Here is a 23,477-nt window from a genome sequence, read left to right as displayed (position 1 = left end):
CGAAGCACGCCCAGGAACAGGGACGGGAGCAGGAGCGCAGCACCATCGACAAGGCATGCCGCGAGCCGGGCCCTGCGCGTCGCCAGCTCTGGAGCCGCATGAAGGCACCGAAGGCACAGGCCCGCCCCGGACGAGGCACAGAAGGCACACGTGAAGGTGCCGCAACGAGCACAGGCGATGGCGGCAGAGAAGCCTGGGTGCTCGGAGCACTGGGCTTCCAAAATCGATTCAAGGGCCTCGCGGAAGTCGGACATGGAGGGCCGCAGCACAGCTACGCCCGCCCCAAGGCGGCAAGTTCCTTCAGGGGAAATCTCCCGCCTGCACCGACAAACACAACCCATTAGGTCTAGTCCACTAGACCATCACGTCAGGCTCAACACCTCGGAATTGCTTGACACCAGCCTCGGCCACAAGCTCGATGGATTCGACGAGCCACACGAGCCACATGCCAATATGCAGAACGACTACTTCATGCTCATGGGCGATTCGCTCAACCAATGGATGCAGCGCGAAGGACCGCCACCCCAGAAGCAGCTTGTTGGAGTCCCCTGGCAACAGCGCCCTGTCTTCGTGACAGAACCCATCAAGCTACGCATCCGCACAGGAGTGCTCCCGAAGGAACCCTTCCCTGCCTATGAAGGCTCTTGTGAGCCCCTGCTCTCCGCCCGGGCCAAGTCCCTCCTTGAGCCTCTTGCCATCAGCCAGCTTCAGTTTCTCCCGGCGGACGTCTCCGTCGAAAGCGGGGAGGTCCAGAGGTTCTGGTGGCTCCATGTCTGTCGCTCGATTTATTGCGTCGACAAGAAGCGCACGAAGGGCCTCTTCTACTCACCCCGGGAGATGTTGGCGATTGGCAAGCTCGTGCTCGATGAGCATGCGCTCTCGGTCATCCCGCTGGAAAGACGGCTCATCTTCCGACTCGGCGAACTCCTCTACACCCTCCTCCTCCACGCGTCCCTGGTGGACCGACTGCGAGGATGGGAGGCAGAGGGGTTCAAGTTCATGCCTGTCGAGGAGTGGTACCACCCCGACTTCATCGAAGACTACGATGGTCCGTGACGCCCTGGCCGCACCCATCGCCACATGGAGCACTTCGAGACGTACTGCCAGCGGGCGAGGGAAAGCCAGGGTCCATGGCGCTGGCGCCTGATGTACCCGCTCGCCTGGCGCTCCACCTCGCCGCGCCAAGCGAAGCCAGTCTCGGACGACACCGCCGAGACAGCTACGGGGCCACTCAGGTAGACGGTTCGCCCCGGCAGTCCCTCATGGGCCTCGCGTTGACCTGCCTCTTCGATTCCGAGCCGTGAGCCCTCGGCCTCCAAGAGCAAACCGAAGATGACGGCGTAGCGCGCGGCCTCCCGCGCCCAGGCCGCGTGCGCTGGCTCGTGTCCCTCGTCGATGAGCAGGGAGCGCTCCCGACGAGGGCCCTCGTCCAGGTCCTCACCCGTCCACCGGGGCCGCCAGGACGCGCGGACGGCCCCCCCGTCGCCGAGCAGCCCCAGAAGGAACGTGGTGCCGTCCAAGGTGTACCCGGACAGGGAGAGAGTATCCCCGAAGAGGCGGGCACCTTCGTCAGGGTGCCGCACCTCCAGCAGCCATGGCTGGCGCAGAAGGGCGGGCGGCGTGTCGGGGAGCGCGTGGAGATCAACCACTGCGGCATGCTGTGACGCCGCGCCGTGCAACTGGTGCACGACGAGTTGGTGACGTCCCAGCAGCCCTAGCATCGCGACGTCGATGAGGTTGGGTTCGGACTCCACCGCCTGGCAGCCCCAGACGCAGGCCGCCAGGTCCTCCGCAACCGACTGCGGGGCACTGCCATAGAGGAGCGGCACTTCGGCTAGGCGGGAAGCCAGTTCGGCGAGGAGGTCCGAAATCACCTTCAGGCTCATGCCCACACCAAGTCGATGTGGAAAAGCGGGTCCGCGGGCATCTCCACCTTCGCTAACCCGCTTCAGGGAAGTCCAGTAAGGCGCAGGCCTGCGTGAAGGAAGAAGGCGGCGAGAACGTCGTGGCGGTGGCCCAGGCGCACGAATGAGGCGCGTGCCTGGGCGCGCAGCTCGGCGACAGAGTCGGGCGTGGCATTGCGCAGCTCGGCCTTCACCACGCCGTTGCAGCCCTCCTCGGGATTGAGGTCTGGCGCATAGCCAGGCAGCCGCTCAAGACGGAAGTCCTCGGGGTGGCGGGCGACGAAGTCGAGCGTCTCGGCACTGTGGTGCTGGTTGAGGCCGTCCCACACGATGGTGAGAGGACGGCCCACGTTCCTGCGGAAGTAGCGCAGGGCCTCGATGATGTCCTGGCTGGTGAAGCTTCCCTCCCGGTGGCGCGAATACAGACGCGCCGGCTTGCGGCCGTACGGGGCAATGAGGGCGACGATGCTGGAGACTTCGCGCCGCTTGTCACGACGGCGCAAGGTGGGCGGATGCCCGACGGGCGCCCAGGTAGACGCTACGCGGGCCCGAAACGAACTACCTGTCTCGTCCACGAAGGCAATGGCCCGCCCGCTTCTTCGAGCCCCCTTTTGATGCGGGGCCAGTCGCGTTTCAGCCATGCCTCCACCAACGCATCGTCACGCTCCTTGGCTCGCGTGCGGGGCTGCTGCGGACTCAACCCCAGCCGGTGAAGGCGCTCGGCCAGGTAGTTGGGGTGGTAGCGCACGCCGAACGTGCGGTGGATGAGGTGCGCCACTCGCGTGAGTGTCCAACGCTCGGTAGGGAAACCGCAGGTGCGCGCCCCTGCCTTTACCAGCTCCGCCACCTGCCGCCATTCCCCCGGACTCAACTTCGACGGTCGGCCCGTGCGCGGCCTCGCCTTCAGTCCGCGTGTCCTGCCGCCTGCCTCATGCAGTCGCCGCGCCCAACGACTGACGGAGGCCTCGCTGACTCCCACACGGCGCGCCACCTCCGCCTGCGACAGTTGCCCCCGTCGCAGGAGTCGTCCGGCCGCAAGCCGCCGCTCCTCAAGCTGCTGCGCCGTCCAGTGCTTTGGTTGCCACGCCATGGACGCCACCTCTCCATGACGCAACCGGTAGCTCCTTACCCGACTTCCCTGAAGGGGGTTAGCCATTTTCACTCGGTGCGAACTGGGCGCCGAGCATCAGAAAAAAGTGGTGGTGGATGCCCTCGCAGAGAAGTCCTCGGGGGCTTTTGCTTTTCTCCCCTCGTTCCCGTGTGGTTCTCGCTCCGGCTGGCGCAGCGCAGGTGCGGGGACGGCGTTCCTGCAGAGAGAGCGCCATGCGCGCGAACGCAGGCCCGCGCGGGACGCTCTGGACACCGTTCCCGCTCTCTTACCGGTCCCGAGGGAGAGAGAAGCCGAGAGCCAGTTAACAGAAGCCGGGACAGCCCCCGAGCAGCGTCCCGTCCCGGTTAACAGCCTTCCGCGAGTAACCCGCTACCAGTCCTCCAGAAGCGCATCACGTTGCTCGCGGGTACCAGTGGTGGACGACTCGGCCGCCTTCCGCAAGGACTTCAAGTACGGGCGCGTGTCGCGCTCATCGTCGAGGATGGCGGCGACCTTCCTGATTGCTGGGCGGCTACAAACGATGCCGAAGACCGCCTCCAATGACGCATTCCGCTTCTCGAGCAGTCGAGCGAGAGCCGCCGCAAGGCGTTCGCACCGATCCCAGTCGCGGTACCAAGACACCGACGGCGCTTGCTCCTTCAGCCAGTCCCACTCCTCGTACTCAAGGCGTGAGCTGCCAGCGGCGTCGTACGTGGGCTGAAAGCACGCCGCGAGAAGCGGCGACTTCACGTCGGCTTCCCAGAACGCCAGCGTCAGACCGAAGGCCGCGACCCGAGGCGCAACCGAGCCCGGGCTGGCGGTACCGCTCTTCCACACCGTCGCGAGCCGAGACTGGGCGGCCTTCGGGCTCACGAACCGGCTACCGAGTTCGAGGTCCCGAAGCGACGGAGACGAAAGGCTCTCGAGCCACTCGAGCACCGTGTTCGGCTGTGCCGAGAGGACCGTTCTCCATTGCCACGAAAACTGGAGCTGCCCGGACGCAAAAGCCGAGAGCGCGCGGAGGAGTGCGATCTTGCCGCCGAAGCGAACGATCGCGTCGACGGAGAAATCACGTCCCGAGCTGTAGATCGCGTCGATGACAGAGCCGCGTGCCTCGTCGTCCAGTTCCGCCCCGCCAAGCTGAGACAGCACGTCGTTCGCGCGGCCCCCTACTCGCTGCCAAAGGATGGGCGACTTCGCGAGCTCCGGATTTGCGCCGACGATGGTTGGAAGGAATGGCGATTGTGCGTCTTCAAAAGTCTCGACATCGTTCGGCACAAGCAGCAGGACCGCAGCACGAAGCACGCGTTCCCCGATCTCGGTCAACTCACTGCCGAGCAGCGAGAGAACTAGCGCGACACCGTCGGGACGCGACTCATCGAAGAGCCGCTTCGTCTGCTCCTCGAGCATCGGAACCATCGGGGTAAGGTCGGTATCTCGATGCGCGCAGAGCACGTGAAGTAGCTCACGGCGACCAACCGCCCCTGACTCCGTGCTGGCTCGGTCGAACGCCATGCCGAGGAGTCGCTTGCGCGCGCCCTCCTCGAGGTCCTTCGCGCTCAACACGCTCGTGAGAGCGGACCGTGCAGAGGAGCCCGGGGCGTGCCATTCGCCAAAGATCGGCGCCAGGTTCGGCACCAAACCACGTGAAGCATCTGCGCCTACAGCGGCGTCGAGCCACGATCGGAACGTCGAGTCGCCTCGCGTGGCTCCTTCAAGAAAGAGCTCGACCCATGCGTCCACGGTGCCAGGGGTTCGAAGGTCGAGCACCAGCGCCGCGCCTGCGCTCTTGCGAAACTGAGATGACGGAACCGCTCGCGGGACTGCCTGAAGGTCCAACAGCGCGCCAGCCACAGAGCGAGGCATCAGCGCGCCCGTGCAAAAGGAGAAGCGCGCCCTGGCCGTCAGCCACAGCTCTTCCCACAGGCAAATGATCGAGAGTTCAAGTTGACTGGCCTTCTCCACCGTCACGATCACCGGGCGTGCCTGGCCAAGCACAGCTCCGACGAGAGCGGCTGCTGCCGGCTGCTCTGCGAATCCGCCGACCTTACCAGTATCGAGCCCTGCCTCGACCTCGACCGGGGTCGTTGCAGCAGTCTCTGCGCCCTCCTGTTGGGGCCGCCGAAACTTCGAGAGGAGGCCAGATGCAGAGGTCTGCGAGAGCTGCTCACGAGATAGCAGGAGAGAATGCGTCCACACGCAACCGGGCCGTTGCATCTCGGGGGCGTACCAGGTCTTCGCAAAGACGAAGAGTTCACTCCCCGGCAAGGGATACCCCGTGAGGTACTCGTCAAACCCCGGCTGCATCGCGGGCCCAGACATGTCGCTCAAGACCAGCATCGCCCGTGCGGAATCGGCGCTGAGAGACACCGAGCTGCTCAACAGACGATGCCCATCGCGATAACCGTGAATCGCCTGGTGAATGCTCAGGGGAGGCATGCCTACCTCTCCTCCAAGAGCCACGCGAGCGGCTTGGTGATGTCCTTACTGGTCTCCTTACCGTGCAGCACCTTGACGCGCTCCAGAGCATCGTCGAGGTCGAGCAGAGCCTTCTTCTGCTCGTCCACCGTGATGTCACCTCCTTGCGCGCTTACGCCGAACACCGTGTGCTCAAGCCGATCGTCGTTCGAGTCGAGGAACTGCCGCAGCAACGGCATCTCCCTCGCCAGGTACTCGTGCGGCGTTCCGGTGAACGACGCCTTCTCGACGAGATCCCATGCCGAGATGACCACCGCGACTCGCACCTTTCTCACGACGCTTTCGAGGGCGAACTGGAGCAGTTCGACAAGAGCCACCTGCGTCGGCAGCTTCTCAATTGACCAGGGCTTGATGACCGGCTTCTGGGTGTTCCCGCCAGCGGCGTCAGTCCCGGCACGCTGAGGCGACGCACCATCGAGTACGGCGCTGAGCTGTCGAGAGTACGAAAGGCGCGTGCCCTCCTTCACCCGAGCATGGACAAACAGCACAAATCCTGTCGCGCGCTGGATGTTCCCGTGGTGCTCCACGCCAATCTTTCGGTCGCGAAGCTGCTGCTCGAAGCCTTCCCCAGATAGATCCGGCACGGTGAGTTCGAACTCGGTGGTTCCGCTCGCAAGGCTGAGATTCACCTCCTGTTCGTGTTCAAGCTTGGTGCGCTGAACCTGCGAGCATTTCTGCCAGTCAGCCGTGATCTGATGGAGGTAGGTTCGGTCCACGCTGAGCCCCTTGAGCTTCAGGCGCGTTTCGCTGCTCCGTTCGTCCAGCACATGCCAGAGCGCAGCAAGGAACGTCGTCTTCCCCGAACCAGGTAGCCCCATGAAGAGCAGGTTGGCTGCGGTGCTCACGACTCCCTCCCTACGGAGTATCGCCAACCGTACTTCGCGAACTCTCGCGCATCACGCGGAGGGGTGCCTTGAGAGGCTGCGCCTGCTCCTAATTCAACGGGCGTCGTCCAAGCAGTGAATGCCTCGGCCAAACCGTCGTTCAGAGAACCCGACTCGACTTCGGGCCGCGCGGCGATACGCCGGAAGCCGAGGTGGGGAACACGATCGCCAAACTTCGCTCTGAGCTTCGTCTCCGTCGTGTTCAGGAACTGAACGGCTGCGTCACCTGCCTCGACAACACGGTCGAGCTTCGAGAAGACGAACTCCACTCGGCAGCGGCTCCCAATCATCTTCGCATCGAGGAAGCTCTCGAGGATGCTTGACGCATCCGTCTGCGCATTCAACCTCTGCTCCTTTACGGCGAGGCGAGCGCCGTCAACGAGGACGACGATCGTGTTCGCGCGATGGAGGAAGGTAAGTCGCACTGCGTCCTCCCGTGAGAACTTCGCAAGCCGAAACAGCTCCCCCGAGATCGCAGATAGCAGGACATGGCGCCGATCCGCGCCGGGTGCCGTTCCGCGCAGGGCGAGGTGGTAGTAGGCAGCTTCGTCGGAGACCGGCGTGTGAGGTGTATCAGGGTGCGCGCCACCGGAGTCGAGGCGGTTCAGGTGGCAGATCTGCTCGAATCCAAGCAGCGAGCGGGATCCCGCGAACTGAAATCCAGCGAAGGGTCCCTCAATCCACCGCTCATAGAGCGAGGCAAGCAGCGTTGTCTTCCCACTCTCTGACGCACCGGCGAACACCACGAGGTGAGCCGGCGAACGCAGTGTCACCGCGTCGGCGTCCTCGTTGCTCAGCTCGGTGCCGGTGTAGACGTCGATGAAGGCCGGCGTGGCCTCCTCGACCGGGGCGTTGGCGGCAACTGCTTCCGCGGAAGGAGCGTCGGCCATATCAGCTCACTCATCCGCTGCTGCGAGGGTACGCAACAAGACGGCCTCCATATAGGCCTGTTTCGCCGCCGCCTCCGGTGAGAGCGACTTCGTGGCAGCGATGCCGCCAGTCTTCTCGAAGTACTGCTGCCAACTCGTCGTGCCGCTCTTCGCCCGCTGCAACAGCGCATGCGTCAAGGGCGCGAGGTCCAACGCGTGCTCGGGGAGATCAGTGGTCCGCGTCTTCGCCCACTCATCGGAGACCGCGTTCACGTAGACGCTGAGCGCCTGGTCCTTGCTCTTCCCCTTGGCCGACGCCACGACCCGATCCAGGAATGCACCCACCTCACGAGGCCCCAAAGCGACGTCGGTGAGATCGGAGAGTTCCCAACCAGCCGTGATGGGCGCCTCATCCTTCAGCGCACTCCACGGCTTGTGGAGGTCCCGACTGCATCCGCCCTCCAACCACCACAAAATGTTGGTCTCTTCATCGGCGCAGCGAAGATCGTGTGCGGCATCGGCAAGCGCGCTCTCGGAGCGCTGGACTGCCGTCAAGACGGTCTGAAAAGCCGTCACGAAACTCTGCTTCAGATTGGTGGGGTCGGGCTGGACCGCTGCGATCGTCTGCGACAATGTCTCCTCCTCCTCTGCGGAAAGGAGGATCGAATCAAAGCCCTTTCGGGCTCGCTGGCGCCTCGCCAACTCCTGGAGAGCGGAGAGCACTTCCTGGCTCATCTCCTCCAGAGGGCTCACTGCAGCTCGAAGCCGCGAAGCTGCAAGTGCAACACCTGCGAGGAGGGGCATGTGCGGCTCGTCGTCGGCTTCAGCGCCGTTCACAACATGGACGAGCGCGGCGCCTGCGAGCACTTGGTGCTCGAGCTCGTTGTTGCGCTGCAGGAATGCCGGGTCGTGCTTGCGAAACGCCGCCAAGAAGGCTTCGCGCGACGTGACCGCCGGCAGCCCCTGGAAGATGCGAACCGTCTCGAGAACCGCATCGTCCGAGAGAGAAGCGCTCCACTCCTCGACGCCGGCCCAGCGGCTCTTGAGCACGTCACCCTTCGATTCGATGCGGACCAGCCGGTACCACTCTGCGAAGTTCTTGTGCAAGTCCATGAGCGCTACTTTCCAGCCTGCGAGCTACGAAATGGGTTGAGGGGCGCCTGATCGTCATGGCGCTGTTCGGTCTCGTCCCACAGCTCCGCGAGACGTTGCGCATCCACCGCCCGCTGAAAGACCTCGAGGAAGACGGTGTTGGGAGGCAAAGCATCGTCTCCCTCCCGCATCAGCCCGAGCTTCAGCGCGATCTGGTAGCGATCGAGCGTCGGCAGCCGGAGAAAGCGGAACGTGAGCCGCTGCTTGTGATCCTCCGAGTTGGGGGTCGAATCAACGGCCAATGGTGCCGGTGCCGCGACTTGCTCGACGACAGCATGAGCGCCCCCAGCAACTACTGACGCGGGGACGTCGGGGCTCGCAACGGGAACGCGGCGCGGGAACCCGGGCCACTTGTACTCCCGGTATTTCTTGTCGTTATTGGGATCATGTTCCGCGACGAACTTAGTCTCAGCCTGATGCCAGCGCCGGTTGTGCAAGCGAAGCCCGATGTGCTCGTCGTCGCGGCGCTCGATCTCCAGCACGTTGTAGGTGGGGAGCCACGCGGGCTCGCGACGCTCGGGGTGCGTTGCGCCAGCGACCAGGCGGACCTTCTCGTTGATCACGTCCACGCGCTGAGCGTGCTTATGCCCGAAGAGCTGGATGTGAACCCTAGATTTCAGGAGGTCTTCAACAGGGTCTTGGTCGCGGAACCACTCCGGTGGGTGGTGACACAGCGTCAGATGCAGAACGCCTTCTTCACGCCGAACGCCCGCGTAGGCCGTCCCGAGAATCATCTTGCCCTTGTCGTCCTCGGCGTTCGACACGTAGGCGCTGCACAGGCCACGCATACGAATCGTCGTGCCACACGAGAGACGGATGTCACGCTGCCAGAAGGGCTTCTTGTCAGAGACGTCGCACTCATAGGGCTGGGCGAAGACGTTGTACTGCGCCAAGGGGGCGAGCAGCGCGTTCGCCGAACCGGCGTTGGAGAAGTACTCGCGCAGCTTCGCGTCGATTGCGGCCCCATCGAGTCCACGAATCTCCTTGTGGAGCATCTTGGTGATGAGATCTCCGGCGAGTCCTCGGTCGACGTCATGGTTGCCTGGAACGACCGCAACCTTCTGCTCCTCGCATCCCACAGCGTCGCAGACATTGCGCAGCCACTCGGCCGCGTGTTGGTACTCCTCCTTCTTCCCGGCGAAGGCGATGTCGCCCGTGACCAACACACCATTCGCTGCGCCGAGCTTTTTCGTCAGCGCCTTGACGTCGATGAGCAGCTCGTCACGAACGGTCTGATCGACGTCATGCACGTTGCCCGACGAACGGGTGAAGTGGATGTCCGAGAGATGTACGAGGACGAGCTTCTCCATCAATGCTGCTCCTTGTCGTCGCGCTCATTCACGTCCGCGCCGCCAGCACGAACCCACTCGTCCACCGCAGAGAGCTTGAACTTCCAGAGGCGACCGATCTTGTGCGCAGGAAGCTTCCGCGACTAGATCCAACGGTACACAGAGTCTTTCGCAACCCCCAGGTGATTGGCGACGTCGTCGACCGAGGCCCACGGCTCCGTCGTCATCGTGCCTCTCCTGCTATCGTGGGCCTGCACACCCGAGCAGGCTATCTAAGTCGTGCTTTTCGAACAAGACCCAAGCAAAGTCGAAAAGAACCAAAGCCTTGCTACCGCACAAGCACCGGCCACGCCGCGCGCTGCTCGGCCCACATGCCCGCCTGGGCCACGCCCCGAAGCGTGTGCTCGGCTATCGGCTCGGCGCTGTCGACGGCCTCCAGCGCGAGGACGGCGTCCTAGACGTCAGGCGGCAGCATGCGCAGGTCGAGGAGTTGGGTGACCGGGGCACGACGCGTGGGCCTCAGCTTGCGCGCGACAGCGGCGCGGTCGGCGACAGCACCCCGATCGAACTCCTAGCAGGTGGTGAGCAAGAGCGAGCATCTTGACCACTTTGGCGGGCCAACGCACAGGATCCGGATTCGGCGGCGGAGGCGTCTCGGGGAGGGGTAGGCGTGTGCCCCTCGTCGATGACCGGGGAGCGCTCTCGGCGAGGGCCCTCCTCCAAGTCCTCGCCCGTCCACCGGGGCCGCCAGGACGCGAAGACGGAACGTCCATCGCCGAGTTGCCCCAGCAGGTACATGGTGCCGTCCAGGGTGTATCCGGCCAGAGAGATGGTGTCGCCGAAGAGGAGGGTGCCCTCGTCAGGGTGCCGTACCTCCACCAGCCAGGGCTGGCGCAGCAGGGCGGGCGGCGTGTCGAGGAGCGCGTGGAGATCGACCACCGCGGCGTGCCGTGATGCCGCGCCGTACAACTGGTGCACGACGAGATGGTGACGCCCCAGGAGCCCCAGCATCGCGACGTCGATGAGGTTGGGCTCGGACTCCACCGCCTTCCTGCCCCAGACGCTGGCCGCCAGTTCCTCCGCGACCGCCTGCGGGTCACTGCCGCAGGCGAGCGGCACTTCGGCCAGGCGTGGGGCCAACTCGACGAGGAGGTCCGAAATCAGCGTCAGGCTCATGGCCACGCCAAGTCGAGGTGAAGAAGCGGATCCGCGGGCATCTCCACCTTCGCGGTTCGTGCCGCACGGAAGGCCTCACCCACCACGCCGATGTCCAGGGCCGCGCGCGCCTGCCCGTCGAGCCAGTAGCGGCTCTCCGTCTCCGAGCGCAGGAGTGCCTGCACCCAGCCGGCGAGCATCGGCATCTGCTCCTCAACGTTGGAGCGTGGAAGCTTTGCGCCGCGCGCCAGCATCACTCTGAGGAAGCCATGGACGGCACTCGCACGGACGGCGCGCGCGTAGGCGAGCGGCTTGTCGCCGACGGCCTGAAGAGGCGGCACCTCCCGCCCCTCCACTGTGAGGACCACGTGCGGCAGGATGACATGGACACAGCCCGCCTCGAGATGGTCCGCGAGCGCGTCAGCCGCATCACGCCGCTCGGCCGCGCACGCGGCTCGGGCCGAGGTGATGCCGAATCGCTCTTCCAGGACCTGGAGCGTGGGCCCTGTCGTGCGCGGCACCTGCTCGTCCACCCCGAGGACGGTGGCGTGGAAGGCACCATCCGCTTCCGTCACCTCGACATATGCGTCCCGAGCATGCCGGGCACTCGCGACACTTCGGACGCGGTACAGCCCCGGCGTCGTCACCCGCACCGTGGCCGTGCCGCTGCCCTGGCGGTTGAGGTCCGCCGTCCCACGCAACCATCGCACGCGCCACTCAGCGCCCGCGGGCTGGAGCTCAGCGACGCCGCCCCGCCGCTCGTGGACGAAGACCTCCACCGTCAGCTCCCGCCGGCCGTCGGCCTCCTGCTCCACATTCTGCGCCAGCCGCATCCGCATGGGGGCCTCCTCCGACACCAGTAGGCGTCGGGCACTCGGGCGGGGCAATCCCCCAAGGGAGGCAGGCGTCAGAGGGGAACGTGGCGGAAGCAGAATCAGCCAGCAACCCATGCATGGAAAGCTCGCCCCGACCACCCCCCTGCCGGAGTCGGAGGTGTTGAAGGAGTGGGCGGCGTTGGAGGAGTAGGTGGTGTTGGAGGAGTGGGCGGCGTTGGCGGAGTCGGTGGCGTTGGTGAAGTCGCTCGTCCGCGGATTTGATGACCAGGGCTCCACACAACAGGCTGACCATAGGTGTCCAGACAGGTCTTTCCGTCGACCGGACCGAGCCAACTAACACCCTGGACGGACCAAGCATGTCCATTCCTGATGAAGGCGACCCAGCGCATGCCTGTATCAAAAATATGCTCACCATCCTTCATCCAACCCACAAGCTCGCTGTTCTTCGAAAAGAGCGGAGTCATCCGACCTTCCTTTCCGTGAATTAACAGAGGCCGCCGGGAGACAGGAGCCTGAGCGGCCGTATTTGGCTCCCTCTTGCCGGCCTATTATACGGTCGCCTCATCACGAACACGCCACGCCTCTATGCGCTGCGCATCAAGGCGAAGCAGTGATATGTACAAGGTCACCAGGCGCCCTTCCTCGCAAGATTTCGAAGCATTATCGCAATACGAGCTTTTCTGCGGACTTGAAGAGTCCTGGCACCGCATGCTCGATCAGCACGCGCACGCAGCCCCATCGAACTGCATGAATGTACCAAACGGTGCGACGATCAAAGTACGACACCTGTACACCGGCAAGGAGTGGGCGGCAGCGGCCATCCGCATCGAAGACCCGCCACACAGGAGCCCCACTAATCCCCTTCAACTGCGGGTGAGAGGCCTCCTCCCCATCAAATGTGCCGAACGAATCCCTATGAAGGGGAAAACGAATTTCTGTCTTCCCATCATATTCATCACCAACCGGCATCGGTTCAGCCTGTGCCGTGAAGCAAAACTTGTCGCCAGCCAATCCACCCTCCATTCGCGCACTATACTCGGCGGGCCAGCCAGCAACATGGTACCAGGGATATTCGATCTCAGGCTCATCAGGCACAAGGTCAGCCATCGTAACTGGCTTCCAACGCGCACTGACGACACTCGGCGATGCCAGCCGCAGGATCGCCACGTCGTACACGTTTGACCAGCTCCATTTACCAGCCAGAGACACCATCTCCGCATCAACACCTGGAACCAACACAGCAGATTCTGGCGGCTTGGCTTTCTTCTTATCTCCAACAAGGAAGAATTCATCCACGACATGCGCAGCCGTAACCAAGAACCACTCTAGCTCGCATCTAAAGAACCACCCGGTCCCAACTAGCCGAGGGAGTCCTTCAGGTTGCCGGGCGACGAGCGGAACGGAATAGTCGTCCCCAAGTTTCCTAAGTTCCCCCTCAACGCTTCTCAGGCGTTCAAGATGCCCGTCAGCACCCGTTAGAATCTTCATATCGCTCCCTGAACTCAATCACTTCCCTGTGGGCATACCAAGTGCTCCCAGACAGCACTTCATGAAAGGAGACAGGTGTGCACGGTCACCTTCCTCCCTGGGTCAACGAAGCGCGAGGCGTTCTCCTGACACTATGCAGGCCCCGCGGAGGGCTCGACCTGCGGCCGAACTTCTCGAGCGAACAGGTGGAGGTCGAGAGCCTCGTTCAAGCTGAATCGGCCAGAGTACCCACCGAGTGACGCTTCGACTTCCATTGGGTAGAGAAGCCATTCGGACCATTTTGCTCCGAACTTTCGAGCTCGCGCGAGGAGTTCCTCGTCGACGTTGTGCTTGGCAGGATCAATCGTCGTGAGGAACGTGTTGACGTCGATGAGGTGTGCGACGTGCAGCCCCGTGTCCTTCTGAATGTGTTCGTGGACGATCTGGGTGGCCAGGGCTTGATTAAGCTGAGACAGGTCGCCTGCGTTCACCGCGTTGACGAACTGCTCGCGAAACTTATCTACGTTCTTCGTGCTCTTTCGGTACTCGAAGCGGTATCTCCCTGGGGAGACTTTTCGCGCACGAACATCCGTGAGTTTCCACATGAAGTGCGTAGCCTTTCCGACTGGGCATTCCTCGAACGACTTCTTCGCCGTACGGTCAAGGAAATGCCACGCCGCAATAGCGTCGGTAGAGAACGATATCAAAGGGCTGTGATAAGCCGCGTATTCCTCTCCCTTAATATTTTTCCGGTAGCCGACGTGAACAGCAACAAGCTGCTCCAGAGGCCGGTTCAAGTCGGCCAATAAACCCTGGTCGGTGGATTTAGAGAGAAGTCCCTCCGTAACGTAGTGTTCAGCAAAGGTTCGACCCCGGTGCGTTGCGTTCGCATCTTGCGTGACTCGCGACGGCAACGAGTCGCCTCTATAGAGCGTTGGTAGGGACACCACCTCTTCAGGATTCGTCGTCATCCTCGACCTCATCTTCGGACCAGGGGAGCTGCGTCGACCCTATCAGATGGACTATCCTGCCATGTGCAGGATGCCGAAGCAGGCCAGCTCATGTCCCCGCGAGCGCATCGGCCGGCCTTGTTTACCCAGCCGGGTCCCTGCGCCCGTGGATGCACCGCATCATCTCCTGCATAGCCCACAGTCTGCCTGGGCCACGGATGCCCCATCAGTTCCTCCGCAGCTCGCAAGCCACCCCCTCCGGACTTGCTGATGGTGGAGCACACGTGCAGAGCGGGCGTCGACTTCCGCTTGCCGTCAACAGTCCGCCAGGCCCGCGGCCCCCACCTTGTGGAGGCATGGAAGTCCGCCCGTTTAGGACGGCGGCCACGACCGAATTGCGAAGTGGCGTTGGCGGCGATATAGAGAATGGGAAAGGCGGTCGCCTACCGCCTCACCGCACACTGGCCCACCCCCACGGGGCCTGAAAGTGCGGACAAGGGGCCACCAGACCTCGGGCGTTAGCGGTCCAAGCCATGTAGCGCAGGTGGGGGATGCTGCTGCATTGGCTTTGGAGATCGCTATGACCAAGGGAAAGAAGTTCAAGCAGCGCGTGCGCGCCCGGATGGATCGGAACGCCGAGGCCTATCGCACGGCACATCGCCACGAAGATACCTTCGGTAAGCCGCCCGAGGCACCACTCGAAGATACCTCCGGCAATCCGCCCCAGGCACCACTCGAAGGTATCGTCATCAAGTCGCCTCAAACGCCATTCGAGCGTAACCGTCAGATGTTCCGCGAGAAATGCCTCCCAACGTGGAAGGCACTAACGGAATCGCTGTCAGGTGGCCACGATGTGATGTCTTGGCAGACCATCCCCGAGATGGTGAGCGTCCTTACCCGCATCGGAAGGGAGGCCCCGCTGAATCATGTTCTCCACCCAGATGGTGGTGGGCTGGATCTCTCGGGAGCAGTGCTAAGTCACGAAGATGGGTGCATCGAACTCGACTTCGAGGGTACGGCATATGTGGTGCGCCCCAAGTCGCTGAGGCTGGTGATGCCGAACCAGGACCCGCGTCGCGAGTGGGCATACTTCGTACTGGAGACAGGCGGGTTGGCCCCATCAGGCACTTACCCTCAGCCGCCGACGATCCCGCTTGAGTCGGTGGTCGAACTGAGTGCGGGGCGTTACGTCCGGAGCGAGGCGTGGGATGAGGGTGTCTATGGCGAAGACGCCGACGGAAACCCGCTTCGCCTCCCATCTAATGCTCGCCAGCTCCTACGCCATTTTGGGGGCCCTTTCCTCATCGTGGCGAAGGCGTCGACGTATAACGCCCTTGACCGCTACTCTGGTGACCACTCGAAGGTGAGTCCCACTGCGTTCGACAACCTCGTGCAGGAGATGGTGCACAAGCTGCACGCCCACGGCCGCTACGGCAAACCGCATTGGACCTGGGGCTAGGAACATAGGCTGTGGCAGCACGCGGCTCGTCCAGCACGTGCTGTCCAGCACCGGTGGCCGCATCGCGGCTGCGCCCACGCGAAACCGGTCGCTGCGGCATACGTACGTCAAGGCGAGTGACCGCGGCGCGTGGGGGGAGGTGGAGCACCGGGGAGGCAGCATCGGGGCGTACCAAGCTGCTGCTGCGCGCGGCTTGGCCCCGCACCGCCTGCGGAGGCCTGCCCGCGCAGGTCGTGGACGCCGGACGGACGGACCGCGATGGGGCCACGGGAGCCCCCGGACAGGGGCCTGGCTTGTCGCAGGTCCCGCGCGCGCGTCGAAATCATGCGACCTTTACCCACCACCCCATGCTTCGCTCCGCGAGCCCACGCCTACCGCCGCCACGCACTCTCCGTGAAGCGGGGGCGCGGAGTGGATCAGAACCATGGACGGGAGGTCACCCACCGTGTAGTTTGCGGACATTCAATCGGACCCCGATTGAAGGGCTCGCCCAGCCCGGTCTTTGAAACCGCTGGATATTACTCGCCTTTCGGCCCTCAGAGAGTTTGAGTCCTCTCAGAGAAAAGCCGAGAACGAGTTCGCCTAGGGCTTCATTCGGGGAGCTACTTGAAAGGCCCTACCAACTGGTAGGGCCTTTTTTGTTTAACAAGGGCCTCGCGATGACATCGCGGGGCCTTCGTGCTTAAGCCGCTGACTCCCAAGGGATTTTGGCTCGCGGTGCTGAAGAGGGCCCTCTCGGCTCTCAACCCCGCAGAGCGAGATGCCCCCTCTCCTCCAACGCCGATTGGGCTCTCTGGACCGCTCTTTCACCCGTTCTGGGGAGAGAGAGGCCGAGAGTGGTTAACAGTTTTGTTAACCACCGCGGGCAGCCGATTCTGACAATCCCGGGCTTTCGATGTCGTACCTTCCAGGGTTACGCCATTTCCCTCTTTCAGAATGCCGAAATGGGCGACCTGTTAACCGAGAGAGCGAAAAAGGGCTCGCCGTTACTCGGTATTCTCGATTTCGTCGCGCGGCGCAGACTCTCCGAGACGACTTTCAGAAGCTCTTGGCCGAGTCCTCGGTCGACACAGTTTCCTGCCCTTGCCCGCGCGGGGCAGCCGGTTGCGCGGTCGAGCCTCCCGTGAGGCATCCAGAGCATCGAGCCCGCGGCGCATCGAGGTCGCCGAACAGGTCGGCACGGGCTCGGACTCCGCAACGCCCAGTTCTACTGGCTCCGTGAACGCACCAAGCCGATGGCGCAGCATGTTGTCTCTCTCGCCCAATCTGACGCTGCGTCTCTTCCCAACCGAGGGGCGCTCTCTGGTCTTGAGGGCGCCCCCAGGCAAGCCGATGCAATCGGCTCTCATTCAAACCGAAGCGCCACCTCGACCGTCTTCGAGCCCAGAAGCCCCTTCTCTGGAACCACCAGCTTCAGTCCCGCGCCAACCGCAGCCTCCGGCACCTCGAAGGCCGTCTTCACCGTGCGCTTCACACCGGGGTTCAGCTCCGACAGGAGGAGGTCCTTTCGGCCCCCACTCATAGCGAGTGCGGTATTCGCATGAGAAGAGGGCTTGAATTGGCGCCCCTTCGCATCAATGAGAAGAAAGTCATCGCTCACAACGGTGGCCGGAGCGTTGCCCAAGTTCTCGATGACGTACGATACGACGACGAATAGCGCCCCCTCGGAGGCCTCTTCTTTGACGAATTGGTTCCCGACAGACGTGCGCGCCTGGGCCCCGCTGATGATGTAAGCGAAGTCGCCCAGTACGAAGCGATCTCCGACGCGAGTCTGTCGGAGCAAGTCGAGCCGCGCCTGCTCCGCAGGCGCAAGCCGAGTCAGCAATGCGAGACGCTCGTAGCAGTCTCTCTCGTAGGACAAGTATGGCCGCTCGGGCGGCGTTCCACCTCCGCCAGGCACTCTCCATGACGTCGGCCCCTTCGCCTTCGCAGCAATCCGCGCGCGCAGGTATTCGGCATTCTCCCGGTGCAGCACGGCAGCAAGGGCAGTGAAGTCATGCGGGACTGCACCCTTCGCATACGGCGCCCAGAGTCCCTGGTTGGGCTCGCCCTTCACAGCGGCAAGGTGCGCGTCAAAGTTCTTCGTAAAGTCCGCTGGGAGATGCCCCACACGCGCGTAGACGAGAAACAGCTTTATTCCTGCGTCCTTAAGATTCTTCTCCTGGAGCATTCGCCCGAGGTCGACAGGTGCTCCCCCCTCTGTCAGCAACTCCGACACGAACGTGAGAAATAGGTTCAGGTCGGCTCGTGAGCCAGTCCAGACAGCTTGATATGCAGTGTCGGCGGCAAGCTTGGCCTCCAGTTCGGGCACCTCGGCCGCCTTATGGGCTACAGGCGGCGCAGGCTCAGGTGGCAGTGCTGGCACCACCGGAGCGTCATCGCGCCGCGCCTTGGCCGCAGGGGCTTGAGGTGAAGGGGCGGGAGTTTCGCCCTTGGATTCACTCTTACAAGCCGACGTCGCGGCCGTCATGGCGACGAACGCGGCGGCAAGAACACCAGAATGCCGGGGCAGAAGTCGGGACACTGACTGGCTGGCTCTGTTCATGGTGGCACCATACCCCAGAGCCCATAGCCCGCACGGCGAACTGCACGCCAGCCGACGCACGAAGAGCGGCAGCTTCAGATCAGGGCCGGCACCGCTCCGCCCCATGGAAGAACTGCGTGAGCGAGTAGTCCAACAGCGCCTGGCGGGACCGCATTTACCGGCGGGCGCGGAGGAAGGGCAGCCAGCAGCGCTTGCCAACACGCACCTGGGACTCCTCCATCTTCTGCCGCAGCCCCCACGTCCCTCCCAGTCGCCGCACTGGCACGTCCCCCACGTAGGCTCCAGTGGCTCAAAGGCAGGAGGAATGCACCGCGTTCGAAGGCACCGCCAAGCCTCCTGGTCCATACCACTCAGGGGTTAGGCTCGGGCGGCCGGCAGCTCCTCGACGCCCCATGGAGGGCTCGCTACTGTCCGCACGGTGAGCGGCGACTCCTTCAGGCCGCATGGGGAAGGCCCAATGCCTAAGAGGGTCCAGAGCGAGCTGAACGGCAGTGTGTTCGAGGCCTCTGACTTCCGCTGGGCGCTGCTCACCCTCAACCGGGAGCAGATGCTGACCGACGCCGAAATGGCGGCCTCCCCGGCCCAACTGCAAGAGCACGACGGCCTGGCCGCGTGGGCGCGGACCGAGAAGGGTTGGGTGCCCGTCCACGTGCTGAAGCACCAGGAACGGCCCAGTACGAATCACGAAATTGCGATGGACGAATACCGCCGGCTGGCAGGTGCGTACTTCCTGGAGCACTGGGATGAGCGGGAACAGGCATATGCTGCGCTGTCCGAACTGCCCATCTGGTGGGCAAAGCCCGGCTCCCCCGCAGCCGAGAGCAGCGGGCTCATCGGCCTCATGCGTTTCATGGATGGCGAGGAAGCTGGGGAGCGGCGTGGAATCATTGCGCGCCGAGGAGGCAGCGTGGCCGTCATCCAGGAGGATGGTGCGGTCCTCCTCCCAGATGAGGTCGGGCCCCTGTCGCCCCAAGAGAACCACCCGCTGGTGACCGCAGCCAAAGCTGCGGGTTACCAATTCGAGTAGGCGCCTTTCTCCAACGAAGGTGGACTGACACCATGCAAATCCTCACCGCATCCCCCATCCCAGAAGACAGCCGGCGGTACTGGGCCCTCGGTGGCGCGGATGCGGCCTTGGAAGCCGTGGATCGCGACATCAAGTCCGGGACCCTCTCCATCCCACATGCAGCCTACGTCCTTTCGACGGTGCCACTCGTGGCCCTCGAAGAAGCAGCCCGACGCACCGGCCATCGGCGTCTTCGTGATGCCATCGACGATGCTGCTTACCAGGAGGCCTTGTACGTGGCCCTGTCGTTTCACCCAGAGCTGGAGTCGACACTCAGCCGCGGCGCCATTCAGTACTGGTTGCGACTGGCATGGGAGGATGGGGGCCGAGACACCCGCTCTGTGCCTCCGACGTTGGCCGCCCAACTACGCACCATGGAGCTGCACGGGTACCGGACGGATGATCTCCGACTTCCGCACCGAGGACTCCACCTCGCCGTTCCACCAGAGGCCGGCCTTGAGCTGTCCGATAGCAATCGGGTGAAGTGGACGGCGACCGACCTCCTCATCGTCGAAGAGTCGGAGCCGCACCTTTGGCGCCTGTGTATCGAGGCGCTCACGAGCGAGGGGCGGTCCGCACATGTCCTAACGATGCACCTGCCACCGGGGATGTCTCTGGATGCCGCCGTGGCACAGCACGAGGCGAAGGCTGCTCCAGGCTTTGACTGGCGCCCGCTGTGGACATGGGCCCTTGGGGCGGTGCTGTCACTGACGCCGCCCGCCTCAAGGGCCTAGCAGGCTGCTGGAAAACTCTGGTGCGGGGTCGGCCCCCCGCATCGGAACATGCGCTCCTCCTGAGTCAGGGCCGGTACCGCTCCGCCTCATGGAAGAACTGCGTGAGCGAGTAGTCCAGCAGCGACTGGCAGGACTGCATGTACCGGCGGGCCCGGAGGAAGGGCAGCCAGACGCGCTTGCCGACACGCACCTGGGACTCTTCCATCTTCTGCCGCAGCACCCACGTTCCTCCCAACCGCCGCACCAGCACGTCCCCCAGATAGGCTCCGAGCGCCGGTGCAGTGTGTCCATCAATGAGTTTCCGCTCGTATCTCTCTGGGAAGTCTTCCCGCCAAAAGAAGAAGTCGAGGTCCGTGAGAGAGTCGGCCGTCTCGTCCATGATAGAGGGCACCTTCGTGTGCAGCCCAGCCACGAGACCTTCGGACAAGTCTCCGTAGGATTCGAGAATGCGCTCCGGATTCTCCACGTCCGAGGGAAGAGCGACCGGCAGCCACTCTTCCGGCTCAGGAGGCCGGAAGGCGTTGAGTTCGGCAATCTTCCGTTGCCGCTCGCTGATGGAGAACTCGTCTGGCAGCCGCGAGAGGAATGGCGCCACGTCAGGGTGGAAGCGCGGCTCGACGGGTACGAGTGCGGCGCTGCGCTCCCGCAGCGTTCGCAACACCGTATCGAAGTCGAGGTCCGGCCGCAGGTGGAGGTGGGCTCGGGCCTGCGCCACGCGCGCATTCTCACTCGCGAACTCGGCGGCAGTGGGCCAGAGCACCAGGAGGATAGAGCCGTTGGGAAGCTCCTCTACGAGATGCGCAGGCGTCGAGAGCATCCGCTCGCGACCTACGCTCTCTATGAGCTTGGGACCAAAGACATTCAGCCAGCACAATTCATAGATCTTGTCGAACCCATCCCGCTTCCACGTCTCATCGTCGCGGCCGAAGGCGGGAGACGCGGTGAGTCCTCGGTCGGCAAGGCTGTGCGCTGAGGCATAATCCGAAGGATACCGGGAGGCCCAAGCACGAGCTGCAGCTACAAAGCTGCGGCTAGTCTCTACCTCGGCAAAAAATGAGAGCGGTTGAATGCTGATATTGATGCTCAAGCTGGCCTGTTCGTCCATCGGTCCGAGATTGAGCACCATCGACACACTGGGATCCTCCGACCGGAAAAGCCCGATGATCGTTCCATAGTCCGCGCGCCGCTCCTCCAGCGCGCGCCACACAGCTTCCCTAGAGTATTTCCGCTTGCGGCTAGTTTTGACGATGCTCGGCATCCACCCGCCTGCGCATTGTTCAAGCGCATCAAGGAGTGGTGCCACTTCGTTCTCCAGCCCGTTCCTTGGGTCGTAGGCTCCAGTAAAGGAGAAGTGCAGGCTATCTACCTTGCTCAAGTCTCGCAGCGTCGGCACCCTCATTGAGACAGCACCTCCACGCCCTTAACGTTTCTCTTCACCGAATCCACTGCGGCGTCCCACATCGCTCCGTCCTTGGGCAAAAGCTTCTGCCGCTCATAGACAAGGCGAACTCGCTTCACAGTCGCCTGCTGTCGCATACCATCCCGAAGAATTTTCAGCGTTCCACCGTAGTATTTCATCGCATTGCTCGCATCCGTATTCACCTGCACCTCCAGCGCCTCCCAATCCAGGCGGCTGAGGTTTCGGCTCTTGAAGCTGAACGTCTCCACCCGAGGTGACTGGCCCGGTGGGGGACGTTCCTCGATGACGAGGACGTCGGCGTACCGGAAATCCACCTTCGACACACCCACGTGCGTCTCGATTCGAGGCTGTTCGAAGTCCTTGAGCCATGCCCGCTCAGCCCGCGGCTTCGCCGCATCCTCCTCCAGGATGGCGATCATGGTCCTCTCGAAAGCCATGCCCCGCGCATAGTAGGCGCGCATCCCCTGGTAGCCCTCCCACTTCAGAGGGCCCTTAACGGCGTCACCGTCCCGAATCTCCTTCAGCCGCCTCTTGCGGTAGGCAACGTACTCCTGCCAGAGCGGCGCCCCCTGCTCGACTCCCGGTGGTGGCTCCTCGAGCTTCGGCGCCTGCTCCTTCAGCAGCTTCACGTCCTTCGGAAGCCGTGGACCCGAAGACTCCAGCTCCGCCAGGAACAGCTTCGCCTTCGCGGCCTCCGCAGCGCCCACCTTGGCGTCCTGGGCGAAGAGGTCCAGGTTGTCGAATTGCCGCCTTGCCGCCGAAGACCGGGCGGGCTCGCGATTCACCCCTTCCCTCGTCGTTGCAGCCTTGGAGGACTCGCGGCTGGCCGCCTGCGACTCTGCGGCGGACACCTCGGCGTTCTGCTCGAAGAGGTCCAGGTTGACGGGCCGCTTCCCTGCGGAGCCCCTGCTGGCCACGGACTGGGCGGACTCGCGACTCGCCGCCTCCATCAGCACCGCCTGCGCCTTCGCGGGGTTTCCGCGCGCCTCATACAGCACCAGCAGGCCCGCCTCGCCCCACTCGGCGACCACCAGCGCGCCCTCGCGGGTCGCCTGGAAGCAGCGCAGCAAATCGCGCGCGGCTGTGATGCCGAGTTGCTCCTCCAGCCGCGCCATCAGCGCCTTCATGCCGGCCACGTCGAGCGCCGGCATCTGGAGCCGCCGCAGCCCGCCGCGCGACTCCACCAGGGCCCGAGCGCCCTTGCTCCCGGCGTACACCGCCACCGCCAGCGCGGCCGGCGCCAGTTCGCGCGTGGCCTGCTCGTACTTGCCCTGCGCCAGCGAGTACGCCCCGTGCCCCGTCCCGGCCACCAGGTGGTAGAAGCCCACCGGCACACCGAAAGTGAGGTGGTCAAAGGCTCCCGCCGAGACGCTTCCCGGCGAGTAGTGCCTCTCCATCAGGGCCTTCTCCACCTCGTCGATGGCTGCTTGGTAGGGCGACGGCATCTGCCCGCGCATCGCCATGAGCTCTGTGTACCGGGCCTCACCGCTCACCAGGGTGCTGGAGAGCATGTCGCGGCCCGCACGCCCCAGCCCCCGCAGCACGTCGCGGCCCTGTTCACCTCGCTCCGGGAAGCCTTCCAGCGCCAAGCCCCGCCGCTTCAGCTCCTCGCGGACGGCAGCCATGGCGCCCAGCGTCTCGCCCAGTTGCTTGTCGCGGGCCAGCCGCTGCACCACCTCACGCAGCTCGTCGTCGAAGGCCGAGTGGAGAACGAAGAGGGCGAACACCTCGGCATACGGCACGCCGTACTTCTCCACTGAGGTGACGATGAAGTCGGCGCGCTTGCGACTGAGGACGGCCGAGGCTTGTTCGTCCAAGGGCCCCAGGGCCCCCAGGCGGACAGAGTCCCAGGGGAAGAGGGACTCCACCACCGCGGCCATGTCCACCCCGCGCTGCATGGCCACGAACTCCGCGGGCGAGGCACACACCAGGAATGGCGCCAGCACCTCCCGGCTGTGGCTCAGGCGGGGCCAGCCCGAGGGCAAGGCCTTGCCGCCACAGGCGAAGACCCCGCGCTCAACGGCCGCGCTTCGCGCTCCCTCCCTGTCGACAACCACCCCCTGGAGCCCGCGTCGCAGACCCATCGGCCCTATCTCGGGCGGCCCATCCGCGGAGCCTGACTCCTCCCCCCGATACACACCTGCCGCCGCACTCCTCGCCGCATGGGTGGGCACTGAGA

20 protein-coding genes and 2 pseudogenes are annotated in these 23,477 nt (G+C 64.0%); 4 read left to right on the top strand and 18 right to left on the bottom strand.

Features of this window, described 5'->3' with window-relative positions:
• Positions 1-453: 453 nt before the first annotated feature.
• The gene (locus HUW62_RS32025) at positions 454-1,056 is read left to right on the top strand and encodes a DUF1629 domain-containing protein (protein WP_176436563.1); all 603 of its coding nucleotides are present in this window, start codon (positions 454-456) and stop codon (positions 1,054-1,056) included.
• On the opposite strand, the gene HUW62_RS32020 is transcribed toward HUW62_RS32025, so the two are convergent.
• The 14 genes and pseudogenes from HUW62_RS32020 to HUW62_RS31960 form a co-directional block, all read right to left on the bottom strand.
• The gene (locus HUW62_RS32020; protein WP_176436562.1) at positions 1,041-1,886 is read right to left on the bottom strand and encodes a hypothetical protein; all 846 of its coding nucleotides are present in this window, start codon (positions 1,884-1,886) and stop codon (positions 1,041-1,043) included. The two genes, HUW62_RS32025 and HUW62_RS32020, sit on opposite strands and share 16 nt — an antisense overlap.
• Positions 1,887-1,948: 62 nt before the next feature.
• Positions 1,949-2,545 carry a transposase gene (locus HUW62_RS32015; protein ID WP_255203759.1) on the bottom strand — a complete coding sequence of 199 codons (597 nt, stop codon included), beginning with the start codon at positions 2,543-2,545 and terminating at the stop codon, positions 1,949-1,951.
• A complete protein-coding gene (locus HUW62_RS32010; protein WP_120539336.1) occupies positions 2,443-2,994 on the bottom strand; it encodes a winged helix-turn-helix domain-containing protein in 552 nt (183 codons plus the stop codon). The genes HUW62_RS32015 and HUW62_RS32010 overlap by 103 nt, the downstream gene beginning before the upstream one ends.
• Positions 2,995-3,384: 390 nt before the next feature.
• Positions 3,385-5,433: a hypothetical protein gene (locus tag HUW62_RS32005; protein ID WP_176436560.1), complete on the bottom strand. Its 2,049-nt coding sequence runs from the start codon at positions 5,431-5,433 to the stop codon at positions 3,385-3,387.
• A 2-nt stretch (positions 5,434-5,435) separates the two neighbouring features.
• Positions 5,436-6,317 (bottom strand): hypothetical protein, encoded by an 882-nt coding sequence (locus HUW62_RS32000; protein WP_176436559.1) that lies wholly within the window; start codon positions 6,315-6,317, stop codon positions 5,436-5,438.
• Complete coding sequence (locus tag HUW62_RS31995) at positions 6,314-7,246, bottom strand: hypothetical protein (RefSeq protein WP_176436558.1); 933 nt, start codon at positions 7,244-7,246, stop codon at positions 6,314-6,316. The genes HUW62_RS32000 and HUW62_RS31995 overlap by 4 nt, the downstream gene beginning before the upstream one ends.
• A gap of 6 nt (positions 7,247-7,252) precedes the next feature.
• Entirely contained in the window at positions 7,253-8,338 is a 1,086-nt protein-coding gene (locus HUW62_RS31990; RefSeq protein WP_176436557.1) for a GTPase-associated system all-helical protein GASH, read from the bottom strand.
• 5 nt (positions 8,339-8,343) lie between these two features.
• Positions 8,344-9,687 (bottom strand): metallophosphoesterase, encoded by a 1,344-nt coding sequence (locus HUW62_RS31985; RefSeq protein ID WP_176436556.1) that lies wholly within the window; start codon positions 9,685-9,687, stop codon positions 8,344-8,346.
• Positions 9,687-9,893: pseudogene (locus HUW62_RS50115) on the bottom strand (helix-turn-helix domain-containing protein). Before HUW62_RS50115 ends, HUW62_RS31985 begins: the two are co-directional and overlap by 1 nt.
• 292 nt (positions 9,894-10,185) lie before the next feature.
• Positions 10,186-10,842 (bottom strand): hypothetical protein, encoded by a 657-nt coding sequence (locus tag HUW62_RS31980; protein WP_176436555.1) that lies wholly within the window; start codon positions 10,840-10,842, stop codon positions 10,186-10,188.
• On the bottom strand, positions 10,839-11,660 hold the full coding sequence (locus HUW62_RS49115) for a hypothetical protein (RefSeq protein WP_255203758.1): 822 nt from the start codon (positions 11,658-11,660) through the stop codon (positions 10,839-10,841). Before HUW62_RS49115 ends, HUW62_RS31980 begins: the two co-directional genes overlap by 4 nt.
• A gap of 95 nt (positions 11,661-11,755) precedes the next feature.
• The gene (locus tag HUW62_RS50110; RefSeq protein WP_368670519.1) at positions 11,756-12,121 is read right to left on the bottom strand and encodes a 4-fold beta flower protein; all 366 of its coding nucleotides are present in this window, start codon (positions 12,119-12,121) and stop codon (positions 11,756-11,758) included.
• Positions 12,122-12,317: 196 nt separating this feature from the next.
• On the bottom strand, positions 12,318-12,953 hold the full coding sequence (locus HUW62_RS31965) for a hypothetical protein (protein WP_176436554.1): 636 nt from the start codon (positions 12,951-12,953) through the stop codon (positions 12,318-12,320).
• A 323-nt stretch (positions 12,954-13,276) separates the two neighbouring features.
• Entirely contained in the window at positions 13,277-14,095 is an 819-nt protein-coding gene (locus HUW62_RS31960; protein WP_176436553.1) for a hypothetical protein, read from the bottom strand.
• A gap of 559 nt (positions 14,096-14,654) precedes the next feature.
• Between HUW62_RS31960 and HUW62_RS31955 the strand changes: the two genes are divergently transcribed.
• Positions 14,655-15,533, top strand: coding sequence for a hypothetical protein (locus HUW62_RS31955; RefSeq protein WP_176436552.1), 879 nt, complete (start codon positions 14,655-14,657; stop codon positions 15,531-15,533).
• Between the two features lie 1,345 nt (positions 15,534-16,878).
• On the opposite strand, the gene HUW62_RS31950 is transcribed toward HUW62_RS31955, so the two are convergent.
• On the bottom strand, positions 16,879-17,844 hold the full coding sequence (locus tag HUW62_RS31950) for a DUF4352 domain-containing protein (RefSeq protein WP_176436551.1): 966 nt from the start codon (positions 17,842-17,844) through the stop codon (positions 16,879-16,881).
• A 313-nt stretch (positions 17,845-18,157) separates the two neighbouring features.
• Positions 18,158-18,367 (bottom strand): annotated as a pseudogene (locus HUW62_RS49110) (hypothetical protein); the annotation flags it as partial.
• 168 nt (positions 18,368-18,535) lie between these two features.
• Here HUW62_RS49110 and HUW62_RS31945 point away from each other — a divergent pair.
• The gene (locus tag HUW62_RS31945; RefSeq protein WP_176436550.1) at positions 18,536-19,105 is read left to right on the top strand and encodes a hypothetical protein; all 570 of its coding nucleotides are present in this window, start codon (positions 18,536-18,538) and stop codon (positions 19,103-19,105) included.
• Between the two features lie 32 nt (positions 19,106-19,137).
• Positions 19,138-19,878 (top strand): hypothetical protein, encoded by a 741-nt coding sequence (locus tag HUW62_RS31940; protein WP_176436549.1) that lies wholly within the window; start codon positions 19,138-19,140, stop codon positions 19,876-19,878.
• Between the two features lie 64 nt (positions 19,879-19,942).
• Here the strand turns inward: HUW62_RS31940 and HUW62_RS31935 are convergent, their stop codons facing one another.
• Together HUW62_RS31935 and HUW62_RS31930 are read right to left on the bottom strand one after the other, a co-directional pair.
• Positions 19,943-21,277, bottom strand: a complete 1,335-nt coding sequence (locus tag HUW62_RS31935; RefSeq protein ID WP_176436548.1) for a hypothetical protein — start codon at positions 21,275-21,277, stop codon at positions 19,943-19,945.
• Entirely contained in the window at positions 21,274-23,436 is a 2,163-nt protein-coding gene (locus HUW62_RS31930; RefSeq protein WP_176436547.1) for a hypothetical protein, read from the bottom strand. The genes HUW62_RS31935 and HUW62_RS31930 overlap by 4 nt, the downstream gene beginning before the upstream one ends.
• Positions 23,437-23,477: the final 41 nt, after the last annotated feature.

It is taken from the genome of Myxococcus sp. AM011, from assembly GCF_013372595.1.
Lineage (GTDB): Bacteria > Myxococcota > Myxococcia > Myxococcales > Myxococcaceae > Myxococcus > Myxococcus eversor.
The sequence above is the reverse complement of the archived record's forward strand: the minus strand, read 5'-3'. Positions and strand labels throughout refer to the sequence as shown.

Excerpts from the sequence above, each read along its gene's own strand:
- HUW62_RS32025 (WP_176436563.1), top strand. The coding sequence starts at position 454 with ATGCAGAACGACTACTTCATGCTCATGGGCGATTCGCTCAACCAATGG.
- HUW62_RS32020 (WP_176436562.1), bottom strand. The coding sequence starts at position 1,886 with ATGAGCCTGAAGGTGATTTCGGACCTCCTCGCCGAACTGGCTTCCCGC.
- HUW62_RS32015 (WP_255203759.1), bottom strand. The coding sequence starts at position 2,545 with ATGGCTGAAACGCGACTGGCCCCGCATCAAAAGGGGGCTCGAAGAAGC.
- HUW62_RS32010 (WP_120539336.1), bottom strand. The coding sequence starts at position 2,994 with ATGGCGTGGCAACCAAAGCACTGGACGGCGCAGCAGCTTGAGGAGCGG.
- HUW62_RS32005 (WP_176436560.1), bottom strand. The coding sequence starts at position 5,433 with ATGCCTCCCCTGAGCATTCACCAGGCGATTCACGGTTATCGCGATGGG.
- HUW62_RS31995 (WP_176436558.1), bottom strand. The coding sequence starts at position 7,246 with ATGGCCGACGCTCCTTCCGCGGAAGCAGTTGCCGCCAACGCCCCGGTC.
- HUW62_RS31990 (WP_176436557.1), bottom strand. The coding sequence starts at position 8,338 with ATGGACTTGCACAAGAACTTCGCAGAGTGGTACCGGCTGGTCCGCATC.
- HUW62_RS31985 (WP_176436556.1), bottom strand. The coding sequence starts at position 9,687 with ATGGAGAAGCTCGTCCTCGTACATCTCTCGGACATCCACTTCACCCGT.
- HUW62_RS31980 (WP_176436555.1), bottom strand. The coding sequence starts at position 10,842 with ATGAGCCTGACGCTGATTTCGGACCTCCTCGTCGAGTTGGCCCCACGC.
- HUW62_RS49115 (WP_255203758.1), bottom strand. The coding sequence starts at position 11,660 with ATGCGGATGCGGCTGGCGCAGAATGTGGAGCAGGAGGCCGACGGCCGG.
- HUW62_RS50110 (WP_368670519.1), bottom strand. The coding sequence starts at position 12,121 with ATGACTCCGCTCTTTTCGAAGAACAGCGAGCTTGTGGGTTGGATGAAG.
- HUW62_RS31960 (WP_176436553.1), bottom strand. The coding sequence starts at position 14,095 with ATGACGACGAATCCTGAAGAGGTGGTGTCCCTACCAACGCTCTATAGA.
- HUW62_RS31955 (WP_176436552.1), top strand. The coding sequence starts at position 14,655 with ATGACCAAGGGAAAGAAGTTCAAGCAGCGCGTGCGCGCCCGGATGGAT.
- HUW62_RS31945 (WP_176436550.1), top strand. The coding sequence starts at position 18,536 with ATGCCTAAGAGGGTCCAGAGCGAGCTGAACGGCAGTGTGTTCGAGGCC.
- HUW62_RS31940 (WP_176436549.1), top strand. The coding sequence starts at position 19,138 with ATGCAAATCCTCACCGCATCCCCCATCCCAGAAGACAGCCGGCGGTAC.
- HUW62_RS31935 (WP_176436548.1), bottom strand. The coding sequence starts at position 21,277 with ATGAGGGTGCCGACGCTGCGAGACTTGAGCAAGGTAGATAGCCTGCAC.